This window comes from Kitasatospora sp. NPDC086791 (genome assembly GCF_040685975.1).
In the GTDB taxonomy this organism is placed as follows: Bacteria; Actinomycetota; Actinomycetes; order Streptomycetales; family Streptomycetaceae; genus Kitasatospora.
Window position 1 is genome coordinate 112,075 of record NZ_JBFBOC010000002.1, and the last position, 17,240, is coordinate 129,314.

The 17,240-nt window shown below is 72.9% G+C and carries 9 protein-coding genes; 1 reads left to right on the forward strand and 8 read right to left on the reverse strand.

Translation table 11 applies throughout. From position 1 onward, the window contains the following. Positions 1-39: 39 nt before the first annotated feature. The 4 genes from AB0Q99_RS04525 to AB0Q99_RS04540 all read right to left on the reverse strand — a co-directional run bounded on the left by AB0Q99_RS04525 (position 40) and on the right by AB0Q99_RS04540 (position 3,587). The gene (locus tag AB0Q99_RS04525) at positions 40-1,098 is read right to left on the reverse strand and encodes an alpha/beta hydrolase (protein WP_363568418.1); all 1,059 of its coding nucleotides are present in this window, start codon (positions 1,096-1,098) and stop codon (positions 40-42) included. An 83-nt stretch (positions 1,099-1,181) separates the two neighbouring features. Then, positions 1,182-2,366, reverse strand: a complete 1,185-nt coding sequence (locus AB0Q99_RS04530; RefSeq protein ID WP_363568420.1) for an alpha/beta hydrolase — start codon at positions 2,364-2,366, stop codon at positions 1,182-1,184. After that, a complete protein-coding gene (locus AB0Q99_RS04535; RefSeq protein WP_363568422.1) occupies positions 2,363-3,007 on the reverse strand; it encodes a hypothetical protein in 645 nt (214 codons plus the stop codon). The genes AB0Q99_RS04530 and AB0Q99_RS04535 overlap by 4 nt, the downstream gene beginning before the upstream one ends. Position 3,008: 1 nt before the next feature. Beyond that, positions 3,009-3,587, reverse strand: a complete 579-nt coding sequence (locus AB0Q99_RS04540) for a hypothetical protein (protein WP_363568424.1) — start codon at positions 3,585-3,587, stop codon at positions 3,009-3,011. A gap of 681 nt (positions 3,588-4,268) precedes the next feature. Between AB0Q99_RS04540 and AB0Q99_RS04545 the strand changes: the two genes are divergently transcribed. Continuing rightward, positions 4,269-5,282 carry a DNA cytosine methyltransferase gene (locus AB0Q99_RS04545; protein WP_363568426.1) on the forward strand — a complete coding sequence of 338 codons (1,014 nt, stop codon included), beginning with the start codon at positions 4,269-4,271 and terminating at the stop codon, positions 5,280-5,282. Between the two features lie 91 nt (positions 5,283-5,373). Here the strand turns inward: AB0Q99_RS04545 and AB0Q99_RS04550 are convergent, their stop codons facing one another. Genes AB0Q99_RS04550 through AB0Q99_RS04565 form a run of 4 tightly spaced genes read right to left on the reverse strand, consistent with a single transcriptional unit; the run spans position 5,374 to position 17,181 of the window. Then, positions 5,374-7,242: a DUF1998 domain-containing protein gene (locus AB0Q99_RS04550; RefSeq protein ID WP_363568427.1), complete on the reverse strand. Its 1,869-nt coding sequence runs from the start codon at positions 7,240-7,242 to the stop codon at positions 5,374-5,376. Beyond that, positions 7,239-10,505, reverse strand: coding sequence for a helicase-related protein (locus AB0Q99_RS04555; RefSeq protein ID WP_363568429.1), 3,267 nt, complete (start codon positions 10,503-10,505; stop codon positions 7,239-7,241). Before AB0Q99_RS04555 ends, AB0Q99_RS04550 begins: the two co-directional genes overlap by 4 nt. Continuing rightward, positions 10,502-12,418, reverse strand: a complete 1,917-nt coding sequence (locus AB0Q99_RS04560; RefSeq protein ID WP_363568431.1) for a UvrD-helicase domain-containing protein — start codon at positions 12,416-12,418, stop codon at positions 10,502-10,504. The genes AB0Q99_RS04555 and AB0Q99_RS04560 overlap by 4 nt, the downstream gene beginning before the upstream one ends. Continuing rightward, the gene (locus AB0Q99_RS04565; protein ID WP_363568433.1) at positions 12,415-17,181 is read right to left on the reverse strand and encodes a DEAD/DEAH box helicase family protein; all 4,767 of its coding nucleotides are present in this window, start codon (positions 17,179-17,181) and stop codon (positions 12,415-12,417) included. Before AB0Q99_RS04565 ends, AB0Q99_RS04560 begins: the two co-directional genes overlap by 4 nt. Between the last annotated feature and the right edge of the window lie 59 nt (positions 17,182-17,240).

The following is a 17,240-nucleotide window of genomic DNA, read 5'->3' on the forward strand; positions in this document are numbered from 1 at the left end:
CCCGATCGACTGACGGCTCGTCGAGCGGCGTCCGTCCGGCTAACAGCCGTGTCCGACGACCCGGTTCAGCCAGGAGGCCACCGCCCGGTGGAGGACCCCGGTGTTCGGCACCAGGTTCAGGCCGTGCCCGGCGTTCGGGAGCAGGATCACGTCGAAGCTGGTCGCGGAGGTCCAGAACGGCGCCTCCTGGGCGCGCAGCGCCGTCGCCGACGTGCAGTCCTCGTAGCCGGGGCCGCACATCAGCGGGTCGTGGTCGCCGAGCGCGAACATGACCGGCACGTCGATCGCCCTGCTGACCGCGGGATCGACCACGAGCGGGTCGGCCGCCTCCATGAACACGTCGGCGTCCTTGGTGAGTTCGTCCACCAGGAGCACGCCCGGGTCCATCGGCTGGTCGGCGTAGAAGACGGTCTTGCGGCTGCCGGGCCTGGTGGTGGCGTAGCCGGGGTCGTACGGGTGCCGGCCGCCGATCACCGGGTCGGTGTTCGGGTCCTGCCCGTTCTCGACGATCGCCTGCGTGCCCGCCGGGTTGTTGTAGTGCCCCAGAGCGGTGACCAGCAGCGCGTCGACGTCGTGGTAGGTCGACGCCTCGATCTCCGACACCGCGGAGCCGAGGGAGTAGCCCGCCAGCACCACCTTCTCGAAGCCGGTGCCCCCGATGCGGCCGGCCCGCAGGTCCTGCACGACCTTGTGGATGTGGCCGGCCTCGACGCTCAGCGTCAGCTCGGAGCTCGGCGGGACGGTGCTGTGGCCGGTGCCGAGCCGGTCGACGACGAAGGTGGCGTACCCGGCCCGGTTCAGCATCCGGCTGAACGAGTAGGTGTTCGGCTGGTAGGGGAAGTCCCAGTAGTCGTGGTTGTACGTCGCGCCGTGCACCATCGTCACCACGGTGCCCGGCGAGGACCTGGCCGGAAGACACAGCTCGCCCCACAACTGCCCGGTGCCCGAGCCCACGGGGACGTCGACGGTGGTGGCCCGGCAGACCGGGGCGGCGAGGTCGGCGGCGGGGGCGGCCTCCGCGACACCGACCGACAGCAGCGACGCCGCGGCGCACACCACCGCGAGGCGCCGGGCTGCGGAGAGGGCACGCTTCTTCATCAGGTTCGTCCTCACTTCGTCGAATCCGTCCTGACCGGCCGCAGGCACCGATCGGTTCGATCGGGTCGCGCGGCCCGCCGCCGTCAACGCCGTCGTCGCTGCGCCGAATTCGGGGAGAGGGAGGAGGAACCCGGAAATCCGGTCCGGTATCGAGCCCCGGTACCGAGCCCCGGTATCGGCGCGAAATCCCCGTGGTGTCGAGCGGATCCGCGGACGAGCGGGAACGGGGAAAGGGGATCGCGCACGCGTTGATTCCCCCCGGGATCAGCCACGATCGGGCAGGCGGCACTGCGCGAGCATAACCCCCCGACCTCGCACCGGCATACCCTCCCGCGAGTCCGGCCCGAAACCCCACCGTCCCGCGACAGCAGCCCAGTTGGCCGCCTCGCCGGCCGCGGCGAGGCGGCCGCGGCGCAGGCGTCGGCGCCCGGTCGGAGTGCCAGCCGGGGAGGCGGCCGGTGAGGAGGAAGGTGGTGAAGGGGGTGGAGACGCGGGGGTCGGTGAAGTCGACGCCGTGGCCGGACGCGTCCAGGGTGACCATGGCGGCCCGGGGGGCCGAAGGCGGCGAGGACCCGGCGGGCGCCGGAGAGCGGGGTGGCGGGGTCGCGACGGTTCCGCGGCAGCAGGATGTCGTGCGGGCCCGCGCGGTTGGGGCGCACCTGGAGCTCGTGCGGGCGGTGGTGCCAGAAGGCGCACGGCCGGACGTTGCCGGCCGTGCCGTCGGTGAGCGGGTACCGGGCGATCTCCTGCTGCTCGCTGCCGGGCGCCACCGTGCTGTCCGGCACCACGCGGTCGGTGCGGGCGGGGAAGGGGCTCGCGTAGACCTGGCCGAGGTAGGTGGCGTACGAGGTGCCCAGGTAGGAGATCCGGCGCGCGAGGTAGCCGCGGCGGCGGGCCGGCTCGGCGGTGCGGATCCGGGAGACCGTGAGGGTGAGGGTGCCGGAGTCCGGGTGCCGGTAGTCGCGCGGCACCCGCGGGCGCGCGCACTGCTCGCGGGCGTCGCGCGGGAACGGCGTGCCGTCGGCGTTCGGGGTCCGCGGAGGGGGCAGGCGTCCCAGGAGAGCGCGTGCGGCGGGCGCCAACTGGGCGACGGACAGCGCGAGCAGCGCCCGGAAGCCGCCGGTGGCGGCGAGCTGGGCGGGGTAGGCGCCCAGGCCGAGGAGATCCCTGCCCTGCGCGATCCACCACCCGACGGCGCCCGGCAGCTGGGCCAGGTAGAGGCCCAGCAGCAGCCACAGCCACGGCGGCGGCCCGAACGGGCGTCTCACCCACGACCGCCGGGGCCGCTCGGTCCACCGCCCGTCCGGGGGCCGCTCGGCCCCCCGCCCGCCCCGGGGCGAGCGGTGCCCGGGCCGAACAACCGGCGCAGCCACCCGAGGACGCCCCGCGGCGGCCGGGCTTCGGCCGCCGCGCCGCTCGGGTCGGAGGCGCCCAGCAGGCCGGCCAGCAGTTCGCAGGCGAGCCGCTCGGTGTCCTGCTCCGCCAGGCCGTGGGCCCGGAGGCGGGCGGCGAGCCGGAAGGCGGCGTGCGCGGCCGCGTCGGGAGGCGTGCGCGGGCCGGTGCCGGGCTCGGCGCGCCCGGCGTCCGCGTCGCGCCGGCGCCGCAGGCTGACCAGCAGGGCCGCCGCCGACACCGCGTTCGCGAACTGCTGGCTGCCCGAGGCGGCTTCGACCTCCCGGGCGGCGAACGCCAGGGCGTCCAGCAGTTGCGGCAGGACGGTGGCCAGGCCGCCGCCGATGCCGCCGGGCGCGCGTCCGGCCCCGCGGAACAGGTCCCGGCGGGCCTTTCCGCCGGCGGCGTAGGCGAGGGTGATGTCGGCGGCGAGGTCCTGTTCGTCCGGGGCCGCGAACACCGCCACGTGCGTGCCCCACCGGCCGAGCGTCGTGTCGTCCATGTCCGTGTCGTCCATGTCAGCGGCTCCCGGTGAAGTCGATGGAGAAGTCGAGCACGCCGTCACCGGAGGAGCCCTTGACGGCCAGGGAGGCGCTCTGGGCCGTCAGCCGCCCGGACAGGCCGGTGCCGACGGCCACCTGGTGCGGCGTGCCGATCGGCAGGGTGCCCAGCTCGGGGCGGCAGGCCACCAGCGGGCCGGACCAGTTGACGAGGTTGAGGCCGGCCCCCTCCTGGGTGTGCGCGTCGGTGAGCTGGCCGCGCAGCGTGCCGCCGTCCCGGGACAGCTTCCAGAACGTGAGCAGGAGCTGCCCGGAGGGGGCGGCGAAGACGCCGGACGACCACAGGGACACCGCGCCCACCTGGGACGGCTGGCCGACGGAGAGCACGAGCGTGAACGGGTTCCCCTCCCGCTGGCCGCCGCCCTCGCGCGGCCGGTCGAGCGCGAGCGTGGCGGGCATCGAGTACGTCTGGGACCCGGAGGGTCTGCGGCTGCCGTCCACCGAGCAGTGGTCGTACACCTGGACCGAGACCTGCGCGGTGCCGTGGAACTGGGCGCCCCACAGCGCCGAGGCGCCGCCGCCGGCGGCCGTGGTCACGACCGGACTCGGTCGCACCGGGGGCGGCGCGCTCACCGGCCCGGACGGGTCGGACGTCGGGGGCACGACGGCCGGGGTGCTGGGCACCGCGACCGGCGGCGCGCCGGTCACCGGGGTCGGAGCCGGTGCCGGTGCCGACGGCGTGGCGGTGACCGTCCGGGTCACGACCACCGCGACCGTGGGCTGCGCGGACCCGCCCGGACCGTGCCCGGCACACCCCGTGCCGAGCCCCAGGACCAGACCCGCGGACACGGCGGCCCGGGCCGGCCCCGAGCGGTGAACACGACGTGCGGTGCTGCGGACGCGGATCGCCATGACCTCACCCCGTTGCGTCAACTTCCCCGCTGGCAAGCGACGTTAGCGCCACCGCCGGAACCGGCCCCCACCCGCCGGCGAACCGTGACCAATCCGATCCCCTCGCGCCCGCGAACACGTCAACCAGCCCTGGGAGTAGCCGAGTTCAACGCCCCGGGCCTTCCGGGGCGGCGGGTCGCCGCAGCGTTGCCGGCTTCGCCGTGGACCTCGATCCGGATCTCCGAGATCCCGTGGTTCGACGGAACCGCGCGGTACGGGCCCTGCGGTACGCATCCTGACCATCGACTCCTCCCAGGGGAGATGCGATCATCGATGGCCCAGGGCGTCAGCCTTCGCCGAGATTCCCGACGAGCACAAATGGTGATCATGGAAGAGTCCCTCCCCGAACGCCTGAGCTGCCTCGCCGTCTGCGCAGGGGCGGGCGGTCTCGCGCTCGGCCTGGAACAGGCCGGGTTCGATCCCGTACTGCTCCTGGACAACCGCCCCGTGGCCTGCGAGACGCTGCGGCTGAACCGCCCGGATTGGAAGGTCCTGGAGACCGACCTCCTGGACTTCGTTCCGGAGGAGCACCAGGAGTGTTACGACGTGGACCTCCTGGCGGGCGGCCTGCCCCGGGTGAAGGCGAGCGCGGCGGTGCGACGCGAGGACAGCGACGAGGAACTCCGGCTGCTCGACGCGACCGTCATGCTTCTGCACGGCGTGCAGCCACGCGCCCTGCTCATCGAGAACGTCTCCGAGCTGGCCGCCAAGCCCGCGTACGAACCCATCCGCTCGAGGGTCGAGGCCGAACTCGAACACCTCGGCTACGAGTACGAGTGGTTCGTCGTCAACGCGACGTGGCACGGTGTGCCCCAGGACCGCAAGCAGGGGATCCTGGTGGCGCTGAAGGGGGGCGCCATGCGTGACTTCGTTCCGCCGGCGCGTGACACCGAGCCGCCGCCGACCGTGGGGGAGGCGTTGGGCGCCTCGATGGCCGCCCGCGGATGGCCGCACGCGGCCGCGTGGGCCGCGCAGGCCGACGAGGTCGCCCCGACCCTGGTCGGGGGTTCCTGGAACCGCGGTGGACCCGATCTCGGGCCGACCGGGTCGAAGCGTTCCTGGGCCCGCATGCGGGTCAACGGCGGCACCGTCGCCGACGAGGTCCCCGGGCCGGAGGACCGGTGGGACCCGTCCCCCGACGGCACGGACATGGTGAAGCTGACCGTCGAGCAGGCGGCTCGGTTGCAGGGGTTCCCCGACGACTGGTCCTTCGCCGGCAGGAAGACGCTCCGTTACCGGCAGGTGGGCCACGCGTCGCCGCCCCCGGTGGCCCGGGCCTTCGGGCTCGCGATCCGAGCCGCGTTGGGTCGGCCCGCACCCGTGGCACAGGACCGTCGGTGACCCGAGCCGCGCGGGAACCGTGACACCGGGGCGGGACGGCACCGTCGGTGCCGTCCCGCTCGGATCACCACCCGGGTGACCGGCGCGGTGCTCAGTGGGCGAGCAGGTGCGAGAGGAAGCCGATCGACGGGTCCTCCGGGGTGCCCACGAGCAGGGCCCGGTCGAGCAGGCCGTTGTTGTACTCGCAGCTGGTCTCCGGCAACATCACGCAGGCGTGGCAGGCGGCCAGGTTGGTGCCGCCCGTACCCGAGATCTCGGTCTCGATGCAGAGCGGGTCGGCGGAGCACCACTCGGCCCGGTGCACGGCCGAGCGCACGGCCTGCGCGAGCCGGTCGATCTCGCCCTGGGCGACGAGTCCGCCGAGGCTCCCGGCCGAGTCGCTGGTGGCCGTGTAGATCAGCACACCGGCCATCTCGTCGCCCGAGTAGATCCGTTCGCGTAGCGATGCCGCCGGGTAACCCGAGTCCAGACTCCACTCGTTGATCATCACGTGCGCGAGGGTGTGCAGCAGGACCATGCGCGGGTCGGCGGGGGAGAGCGGGACCCGGGTCGGGTCGGAGGCCCGCTCGGTGAGGACCTGCTGGTGGCGGCGCCGCATGCGGGCCACGCGGGCGGCGACGACGGGCAGTTCGGCCCAGCCGCCGATCTTCTCCTCGTCGAACCGGAGGAACACCCCCTCGCCGTGGACCTCCATGGCGGGAAGCCAGTCGGTGGGGGCCAGGGACAGCTGCGCCTCGTGGCCCTCGGCGGAGGTCTCGGGGTCGATGACCCGGGTGAAGGCCTTGAGGGCGCGGACCTCACGGAGCTTCTTGGCCAGCATCGGGGTGACCAGGCCCAGCCCGATCAGGGGCTTCTCGTCGCCGATCGGCGGCTCGCAGACGAACTGCTCGGTGTGCCGGTCGGATTCCTCCGGGTTGCCGGCACACAGGCGCCGGTACTCCAGGTCGCGCAGGGCCCGGTAGCGCTGCTCCTGGTCGCGGTCGGGGGTGTCCTCTCCGGAGGGGTCCTCCGCTTCCATCGCGGCGACCAGGTCCAAGGCTTCCCGGGCGCTCACCGGGGACGGCATCCCGTCGAAGATGTGCTTGAGGTGGATCTCCATCTCGACGAGGCTGGTGCAACCGCGGAGCTTGTCCCAGTGCTTGTCCAGGGCGTTCACCCGGGTATCGCTCCACGGCGGGATGGACAGGGCCGAACGGAGCACCGGCTGCCAGACGGCGGAGGAACCGCGCTGCAGGGTCCGGGGCGTCAGGGAGCAGTCGAGCCTCGGGGCGTCCTTCAGCCACGGACGCTCTCCCCTGCACCCGATGTTCAGCTCCGTCTTGAGGGCGCCGGCCCGGAAGGAGCCCTCCATGGACACCTCCGGCACCCCGCAGGAACAGGAGAGCACCACCGAGCGGAGCGAGGAGGTGCGGCCCGAGGACCGGAGGCTCATCCGGCCGTCGCAGGAGACGGCCGCGCCCTCGCCGCGCCGCTTGCGGTGCAGCCAGTCCCGGTACGGGAAGTCGGAGACGTGCCCGTCCTCGCAGGCGACCACGAAGCGGGAGGGCACCAGCGGCTCGGCGCACTCGCCGCACTCGTTGCGTCCGGGTGGGGAATTGAACTTCCCGACGTGGTCCAGCGCGTGGCACTCCGGGCAGTGGTGCCAGAGCGGGAAGCGGCGCACCCGGATGCCGTCCCGGCTGTCGTCGCCGGAGGCGGGCGGGAGGCGGAAGTGGCTTACACCCAGCACCCGGGCGAGGCGGGGCTCGCGGATCACCGGGGCCTCGTCGCGGGGCCACTGTTCCGCAGCGCCGTCGATGCCCGCGACGATGAAGGACTCCTGGTCGACGGCGATCAGCGACCCCACGCCGTAGGTGGTGATGGCCTGGGCACGCCGGATCGCACCGCGGCGGGGCAGGTTGCGGGTCGGTGCGGTGGAGCCGGTGGTGCCGCGTCGGCGACGGGACGGGGGCGGGGTCATCGGGAAGCCTCCATGAACAGGGCGGACTCGGCGTCGACGTCGCGCAGGGACCACAGGGTCTCCCACGCCTCGACGTCCTCCAGGGCGTCGTCGTAGGGCTTGAGCAGCGAGGGGACGGAGCGCCCGCGCTTCGGTTCGTAGTAGAGACCGCCGTGCGCTTCGGCCTCGTCGTACCACCAGTCGACGAACTCGTCGAAGGCCGCGGCGACGTGGGCGATCTCCTTGGCAGCGGTCCCCTTCGGGGAGACGCTTCCGACCCGTTCGAGGATCAGGGGCCGGATCGTCTCCCGCAGTTCGTCCCGGAAGAGGTGGATCCTCCCCGCGTCCTCGTCCCGGCGGGCCGCAGGGATGGCGATGCGGGCCAGGGCGACGATTACGGCGTGCAGACCGCGGGCGCGGGCGCGGGCCGAGAACGGCGTCACCGACGTGGACTCGACCTCGCGGTAGAGCGCCGAGTGGAAGTGCTGGAAGTTCTCGTAGTGCGAACGGTCCCGGGAACGGCCCGCGTTGAGCATCACCGCGACCAGACCGGGGTGGGCGCGGCCCACCCGGCTGGTGGCCTGGATGTATTCGGCGGTGGTCTGCGGCTGGCCCATGACGGCCATCAGACCGAGCCGGTCCACGTCCACGCCGACGGCGATCATGTTCGTGGCGAGGAGCACGTCGACCACGTCCGCCGCGTCACCGTCCGTCAGCCTGCGCTCGATCTGCTTCAGGCGGGCCGGGATGTCGCTGGCGTCGACCCGGCTGGTCAGTTCGGATTGATTGCCGACGGAACGAGGGTCGCACCCGTCCCGATCGGCGAGGTGGTCCAGGTAGGCCACGACGTCGTCGTGGACCTGGAGTTCGGCGGCGGACAGCAGACGCAGGCTGTTGAAGTAGCCGACCAGCGTCCAGTAGGCGTCGCGCACGTCCTCGGTGGTGTCGGCCCGCATCGCCTGGTGGAGCAGCGTCGCATAGGTGCGGATCAGCAGGGTGGACTGGCTGGTGCCCGGGGCGAGCAGCCCCACGTAGCGGCGGGACGCCTTCTCGCTCGCCGGAGTCTCCACGGCGAACCAGGAATCGCGGGCGTCCAGGCCCGCGGGCGGGAACTGCCGGACCTCGCGGGAGAACAGTGCCCTGCCCTGCTCGGCGGCGCGGCGGATGGTCGCGGTGGACGCGATCACCTTGGGGCGGTCGGCGAGCACGTCGACGGCCGTCTCGTACAGGCCGGTCAGGGTGCCCAGTGGTCCCGAGATCAGGTGCAGCTCGTCCTGGACGATCAACTCCGGCGGCGGGGTGGAGTCCTGACGGTCCCGGTTGAAGAGGGCAGCGGTCCTCTCGCGCCACGGCATCGAGGCGAACTTGTCGACGGTGGCGATCACCAGGGTGGGCCGGGCCGCGTACACGGCCTGGTCGACCAGGTGCACGGGCAGCCCGTCGGAGAACTCGCAGTCCGTCCCGGGGCAGCGCACGTCCATCCGCTCGGCCTCCCGGTCCACCGAGTAGCGGTGGGCGTCGAGGGCGGTGCCACACCACGGGCAGGCGTGCAATTGGACGGGGTTCTCCGTCCGGAGCACCCGGCCGGCGCGGGCGGCGTCGAGCTGCCGGGCGGCCACGTCCAAGGTGTTCGGCGTGGCGGAGCGGCCCACCCACATGCCGAGGGAGATCTCCTCGTGGCCCAGTTCCTCGAGGTTCTCCAGACGCAGCCGTTCCATGGCGCAGATCAGGATCGCGGCACGCTCGAACTGCTGCAGGGTCAGCAGGCGCAGGGTGTACCGCATCAGGACGGTGACCCCGCCACCGGCCGGCCCGAGCCGCCTCCGGCGCAGGAAGGTGGTCAGCGCGATCAGACCCAGGTACGCCTCGGTCTTGCCACCACCGGTGGGGAACCAGAGCAGGTCGGACACTCCCCGGTCGGGGTGCTCCGGATCGTCCACCCCGGCCAGGCACAGCAGGATGAAGGCGATCTGGAACGGGCGCCAGCGGGCGGAGGCCGGGTCCGGCTCGCCGATCCGGCCCTTCTTGATCCAGGCGGCCCGGGCCCGTTGGGTCGCCATCGCCCGGTTGGCCAGTCGGAACGCCCACATCAGGTCGGGCTTGTCGCGCAGCAGCGCGATGCCCCCGCGGATCCGCTCCAGGGCCTCGCCGCAGGCACGGACCTGGTCGGCCGCGGCCCGCTCGTACGAGGTGTCGGCGAGCGCGGCGGCCTCGTCCCGCTTCCGCTCGATCCACCGTTCGTAGCCCGTGGCCAGCCCTTCCAGGGCGGCGATCACCTCGGCGTCGCCAGCCTCGGCGAGGCCGAGCATGGTGAGGGCCTCGGCGTCGATCGTCGGGTTGGAGTCGGTGAGCAGCACCTCGTACGTGGGCACGAACTCGGTGCGCACCTCGGCCACGCCCGCCCGCACCACGTCGGTGAGGCCGATCGGGGGCGGGGTCCAGTCCCACACCGCCGCGCAGCCGTGGCCGGCCGCGAAGGTGGGGGCGTGCCGGTGCAGCAGCCGGCTGGTCTCCAGCTCGGGATCGACGGCGGACCGGGCGGTCGGGCGTTCCACGAACGCGCTCGACCCGTTGCCGGCGCGGACCGTCAGCCCGGTCTGGAAGAGGGCGAAGGCGTCCTGCAGTTCCCGCTCGCCCACCTTCCGGATGTTGACCAGGGCGACCGTGACGGTGACCGTGCCGGTCGTCGGCGACGGGGGGCGCACGTGCACCTCCAACCGGGCCGTGTCGCCGAGGTCGCGCGAGGCTCCGCGGCCCGGGTACCGGACGTCGACCGGGGTGTCCGGCAGGTCCAGCTCCACCCGGCGCCAACGCTCCCGCTGGTCCGAGGTGGTGCGGGCCTCGCTGCGGCGGGCCGAGACCTTGCGCCCCTCGGCGTCCTCCGGCTCGTAGACGGCGGCGCGGGCCGAGACCACGATCTCCTGGCACACGGCGAGGTCGACGGCGAAGGTCAGGCCGACACTCGACGGCCGACGGTCGCCGGAGTCGGGGCGATCCGTCGCCGCCGCGGACTCGTCGGGGCTGTCGGCCCTGCTCACGGGTTCCTCGTCGAGGCCGTCCTGCTCGGCGGCGTCCTCCAGGAGCCGGCGGCCGGCCTCGGGGTCCGCCGGGCGGGGGTAGAGCACCCCGACGGGGTAGCGGGTGATCGGGGCGTCCTGGTCCAGGACCTCGCCGCGGTCCTCCGCGGAGGCGTCGACGTCGGGGCCCAGCAGCTCCCGGCGGAGCCCGGCCACCAGGTCTTCGCGAACCTCGTAGTGCCCGGCGTGCCCTGCGTGGATGGTCATTCCTGCTCCTCCTCGGTTCCGGCGGCGCGCCGGAACCGTCCGATTCCGCTGATGCGTGGGGCGATCCACACCCCGTGGTCGCCCAGGCCCGCGTTGGTCCCGGCGGCTGGGCTGCCCGCCACCGACTCCAGGCAGTCGATCCGCAGACCGGCGATCTCCTCGGGCCACCGGATCTCCCAGGTCGGGCCCACCTTCAGGACGGAGTGCAGCTGGCTCCGGAAGGATTCGGAGGCGTCGCCGATCTCCCGCCCCTCGTGCAGCAGCGCGTACCGGGGGCTCTGCGCGGGGCCCATGGGGAGGGTGTCGCGCAGCCGGAACGTCACCGCGTCCCCCGGTCGCACCCGGTCCAGCAGGTACGCCTGGGCGCCGGGAGCGTCCGTCGGGGCGTCGGCGGGCTCCAGGGACTCCACGTCGCCGGCCCGCACCTCGACACCGTCGCGTCGCCACCGGTGGCTCGGGTTGGGCACCCCCCGGTACCAGCGGCCGGTCGGCTTGTGCCTGAGCACCGTCACGGTGTCCGGCGCGGCGATCCGGTACAGGTCTTCCCTGGCCCGGGTCATCGCCACGTAGAGGGCCCGAGCCTCGGCGGGGACGTCGAGGTCGTCGGTGCGACGACGCAGCTCGGCCACGGTCGGTGGGGCCGGCAGCACCACCCGGTCGAACTCCAGGCCCTTGGAGCGGTGCACCGTGGACACCACGAGCCGGGCCGGTTCAGGGTCGGCCAGTTCGTCGGGGAAACGGCGCTCCACCACCAGTGCGCGCAGCCGCGCCACGTCGAGGGTGCCCCGACCGGCGCCGCGTGCCGCCACCCGCAGGGAGCGCCCGATCCGGTCGAGGTCGGTGCCCTCGGGCAGCGGGATCCGGGCGAGCAGCTCGCGCAGCCGATCCTCGGCGAGCGTGGCGGCCGGAGTCCGACGCAGCACCTCGGCGACCCAGTACGGCACGGGTCGGTCCTGGAGCGAGCGGCGCAGGGAGTGCGGGACCCCCTGGGTGTGCAACAGCTCCGAGACGACCAGGGCCTGGCGGTTGTCCCGGCACAGGACCGCGCAGGTACCGGGGAAGGAACGCAGCGAGTCCAGGGTGAACGAGTCGGCGAGCGGGCCCAGGTCGGGGACATCGAGCAGGAGCTCGCGCAGTTTCCCGTGCAGCCGTTCGGCCGCCGCGTCCGCGCCCTCCGGCGCCGTGCCGATGCCCTGGACGGCGGGGCCGAGCGGCAGCGCGGTGCGCGCCTCGGGAGTGACGGCCCGGAAGTTCCGGGTCAGTCGCAGTTCCACCAGGTCGTCGGCGTAGGAGATCCGCACCCAGCGCAGGAACAGGTCGGTACGGTCGGCGTACTCCTCCGGGTCCTCGATCTGGAAGTCGTAGATCGCCTGGGCGGGGTCGCCGACCAGGGTGAACCCGCAGGAGTCCTGGAGCCGGTCGAGCAGCGACTCCACCATGTCCCGACGCGCGCCCACCAGGTCCTGCACCTCGTCGACGATCACGTGCGTCGGCGGGCCGGACTCCAGGGACTCCAGCGCGCCCTTGCCGATCGCGTCGGTGGCCGCCCGGATGCGTTCGTCGAAGGAGAGCGTCGACCAGTTCCCGTCCGGGTACGCCTGCAGCAGCAGGGAGTACGCCCAGGAGTCGAAGGTCTGCACCCGTACCCGCCGCGCGTGTTCACCATGCCGGGCGATCCGGTCCCGCAACTCGCGGACCGCGGCGCGGGAGAAGCTGAGGACCAGGAGCTCGGAGGCTTCCAACGCCTCGTCCGGATCGGGGTGGCCGACCAGCGCGTCCATGCGGCGCACCAGTGTGTGCGTCTTGCCCGTGCCCGCGCCGGCGGTGACCAGGAGGCGGGTGTCCCACGGCCGGTCCACCACGGCCTGCTGTTCGGTCGTGAGAACGGGGTCGTCCTCGGGGGCGGGGGTCACCGGGCGCTCCAGAGGTGCTCGAACCGGGTGAAGGCGAGGGCGGTGTCGAAGTTCCGGATGTTGTCCCGGACGTTGAGGATGAGGCAGGTGTCCTTGCCGCCGTTGCGGGGGCCGCGCAGACCGCGTCCGATCATCTGCTGGTACACGTTCGGACTGTAGACGGGGCGGGCGACGACCACCGCGCGGGTGGCCGGGGCGTCGAAGCCCTGGGTGAGGACACCGTAGTTGGTGAGCACCCGGATCCTCCGGTCGCGGAAGTCCCGGATGCGGGCCCGACGGTCGTTGTCGGAGGTGGTGGAGTCCACCGAGGACGCGGAGATGCCGTGGTCCATCAGCCTGGCCGCCAGGTACTTGGCGTGTTCCACCGAGGTGGCGAACACCAGCACCGGCCAGTCCTCGTCCATCGCCGCGACCTCGGCGACGATACGACGACTGCGGTCGTGGTCGTCGGCCAGCCGCTGTTCGGCGGCCTTGGACAGCAGACTGAACTGCTCGGCGCTCTCCCGCTCCTGGCGGGACAGCTCGATGGTGCCGCCGGTCAACTCCCGGTGTTCGACCCGCGCGAGCACACCCAGTTCCTGGAGGTGTCCGTAGGCGTCGCCGGAGGGGAAGACGCCCTCGTCCAGGCGCCGCGCGCCGAACCTGTTGACCAGACGGCGGGTCTCCTCCTCGTTGTGGCCGCGGAACGGGGTGGCGGTGAGGCCGAGCAGGTGGCGTTCGGTCCGGTGCTGGGTCAGCCCGAGCAGGTTCAGGATCTCGGTGTAGCTCGGGCTGGTCGCCACGTGCGCCTCGTCCACCACGACCAGCGCGGCATCCCGCAGCCAGGCGTACCGGTCGGTGTCCAGGCACACCCGGAGCTTGGCATCGGTGGCGACGACGAGCTGCGGCCCGTCGGTGACCGGGGCCGCCTCGTTCGAGGTCCACAGCCGGTTGATCGTCAGCCGGTCCTGCGCACCCGCCCGGCTCCAGACGAACTGCCAGCTCTGCACGGCCTGTTCGCACAGTTCCTCGGTCTGGGCGATCCACAGGATCGGACCCCTGAGCGCACCGGTCTGCTTGACCCAGCGGATGACGGCCTCGGCGGTGACCCGCGTCTTGCCGGCGCCGGTGGGCAGGGACAGCATGGCGCGCTGCGGGGCGAACCGGTCCAGCATCTCGAAGATGTTGAGGGCGAGCCGTTCCTGGTAGTCGTGCAGTCGGGGGAAGTCCCGGGGGCCTTCCACGGTGAGGCTCTGTTCGAGCGCGGGGGCCCGGTAGCCGGCGAAGGGCGTGGGCAGGCCCAGATCGGCGACGAAGGAGACCGCCGCGGACCCTCCGGTGTAGGAGGACGGGGCGTTCGGGATGCGCTCCTGGATGTCGCGGGCGTGGGTCTTGAGCACGGTGTCGCCGTGCGCGTTGAACGCCATCTGCGCGATCCGTCGCCCGGTGGGCTCCTGCCCGTCCAGCTCCTGGCGCTCGGCCTCCATCAGGCCGGCGGGGAGCCGGTCGCGCAACGCCTCCGCGCCGATCAGCAGCTCCAGCTTGGCCGTCACGTCCGAGGCCTCACGGATCGCCTTCAACGCGGACCGCAGCTGCTCGTCCTGTTCCTGACGGTCCTGGGCGTCCAGGACCGCCCGGCAGGCCGCCTCTCCCATCCGCAGACCCAGCTCACGGTCCACGGCCCGGAGCGTGCCGAGGCGGTCCAACGAGTCCACGACTTTGATCACGTTGCCCTGGCGGGCGCTCTCCAGCGCCTTCGCCTTCGGACCGCTCGGGGTGCGGAGGACCTCCTCCAGCGCGGAGCAGCGCAGCAGGGAGTACGTGCCGACCGCGGTGCCCATCCTCTGGCGCAGGGTCGGGAACTCCTCGGCCAGCGGAACGGGCTCCACGTTCGACTCGTGCCGGGTCTCCCGGGTGATGACGTCGTCGTGGCGCAGCATGCCCCACCGCTCGACCATGAGGTCGGCGGACTCCTGGTCCGGCATCAGCAGCGCCGGCACCCGCTCGGCCCGCAGCGAGCGGTACTCCTCCGGGTCCGCGGCGGCGGCGATCTCGCCGTCCTCCCGGGCGTCCCAGGCCCCGCCGACCCGGCAACGGGTCAGCGATCCCTCGGGGAAGTCGATCTCCAACCGGGTCAGCAGGGCGTAGGTGGAGCCGACGAATGCGTCGTCCTCGCTCTCCTGCAGCTTCTCCAGGAGCTGCGCCCACTGCTGCGGGCGGACCTTCTCGACACTGTCCGGGAGCAGGAGCTTGCGGGCCTTCTCGGTACTGATGGATGCCACCGGGAGCACGTCACGGTACGCCTCCAGCTGCGGTCCCACGGCCTCCTTGAGGGGCTTGAGGCCCTGCGAGGTCTCGACCCGGCCGTGGCGGGCGAGCATCCAGCGGATCGGCGACGCCATCGGCCGACTCGTGTCGGCCTGGGCCCCGATCCGCAGCGTCCAGTCCCTGGGCAGCGCGTTCTCGGGCAGCGCCCGGAGGAAGGCCGCGCGAGCGTTCTCCGAGAGCCGGGGCAGCAGGTGCAGCGGCCCGCCGACGGGGGAGCCCTCGATCCTGGTCCTGGCCAGGGTCGGCCGGCTCGCCCGGTCGTCCAGTGTGCGGCAGTACGCCTTGTGCAGGGCTTCCCGGTACTCCTCGAACCAGGGCTCCTGTTCGGGCCGGTGGCCGGAGGTCGGGCGGTCCTGCAGGCCCAACTCGCGGAAGAAGCCGATGTCGTCGGAGTGGAAGTCCATGTCCACCGCGATCTCGGGGTCGCTCTCCGCGGTGACGACGACCCCGGGCAGCATGCAGTCGCGCACGAGGCGGAAGCGGCCGTCCTCGGTCCGTACCATCAGGGTTTCCGTCGGCGCCGAGACCCGCTTGGTCACCTCGGGGCCCACCACCGACGCGCCCGCCCGGTGGAACAACTCCCAGAAGCGGCCCCACTCCTGCGTGCCGTACGAGTCGAAGCCCTGGTCGAGGACGCTCACGAAGCGCCCGCGGACATCGGCTTCCTGGATGCCGAGGGTGGTGAGGGCGGAGTGCAGCGAGGGGTCGTCGGACAGCGCCCGGTCGACGTAGACCAGTGACTCCGGCAGACCGTCCTCCTCGGTGCGCCGGTACACCACACCGCCCAGCGGCGCGACCGACCCGTGCTCCTCGGTGAGCACGATCCGGGCCTTCCTGGCCTCGACGGCGCAGGCGGCGTTCGAAGCGATCATGTCGGCGACGATCCGGATGGCCGTCGCCGACGCCTCCGCCGAACCGTCGGAGACCAGCGCCTCCAGCCACGCGACGACCGAGGCCCGCTGCCGTCCGGCGGCACTCAGGATGTGCTGGACCTTGCCCGCCCGCAGATCGGTGGCCTCGACGGAGGGGTGCACCCAGGCGCGGGGGCGTCCCGGGTAGGCGTGCCAGGTCCGCAGCCAGCGGTTGACCGCAGTGCCGTCCTTCCCCAGATCCGGGTGGATGTCCAGCTCGTCGGGGGCGCGCAGGACGCCGTCCTGGTCCGGCAGCGACGGACGCACGGCGGTGGCGGCCCAGATCTGCTCGGTGAGCAGACGGTCGGCCCAGCTGATCGTCTCCACCCCCTTGGAACGGCCGGGCAGCAGCGGGAGGTACGCGCCGGGGTCCTCCGCAGGGGCGAGTTCGGGCAGCGACTCGACCACCAGGCGAGCCGCGACCTGGATCATCTCGACGTTGAACGGCGAGGAGTCCAGCAGGTTCTGCCGGTCCTCGTTGGTCTTCCAGGCCCCGTTCAGGATGCCGCTGAGGGTCATCTCGTACTTCGTGGGGAAGAAGGACCAGAACCTGCCGCGCCCCCGGGCGTCGGGGGCGCCGAGCAGGCCGGTCCGTTCGTCCGCGCGGTAGGCCGGGACCGCCCAGGCCACGTCGATGGACAGCCGGTCGTGCAGCTCGCCGGCGTCGCGGCGGGCGGCCTCGGTCGGTTCGTGGGTGCAACCGAAGACCCGCCACTGCGAGCCGGCCGGCGGCTTGCCGACCCGTTCCTCCTGGACCGTGTGCAGGCTGCCGTCCCGCTCGGACCGCAGGGCCCGGCGCACGACCGGGCGGGGCCGGCGGTCCTCGAGGACCACCTGACCCACGTGCGGGGAGAACAGGTGGAAGCCGGAGGGGAACTCCTCGCGGGTGTCGTGACCTGCCGTGCCCCGGTGGCCGTGCATGTCCTTGGACAGCCGTTCGGCGGCGCCGGGCAGCAGCTTCAGACGGACCACCGTGGTGGCCCACTCCAGCAGTTCGTCCAGCACCGGGTCCCGGAGGCGCTCGGCCGCAATGTCCAGCTCGCGGGCCATCCGCAGCACGGGCGCCTCGAAGTCCTCGCCGAGCCGCTCACGCACCCCGGGAACGTTCCGGATCAGCTCGTACGACCAGGCCCGGTCGAAGCCGAAGCTGCCGCTGCGGCTGAAGAACTCGGGTGCGTCGGTCACCACCAGGACCGACTTCACCCCCACACCGAAGCGGCCGATCTGGCCACCGCGCTTGCGGGACATACTCATGCGCAGGATGGTCTCGGCACCCTCGGGCGTCACCGGGGCGCCCTGGTTCGCGCAGTACAGGTGCGTGCCGGTGAGGACGACCTGGATCCGACCGCCGGGCTCGCCGAACATCTCGTCGGCCGCGTTCTGGACGAGTTCGAAGAGCTGCCGGTCGCCGTACCCGCCCTGGGTGATGCGGCGTTCGCCGTTGGCGTGTTCGGGGATGAGGCCCGGGTCGATCGCGTAGGTCTCCAGGACGCGGAGGGACTGCTCGACGACGGTGCGGATCACGGGGGACTGCGGGTCGGCCACGAATGGTTCCACTTCGGCTGCGGGGGGACGGTGGGCGGCGCGGGGCATCGGACTTGACG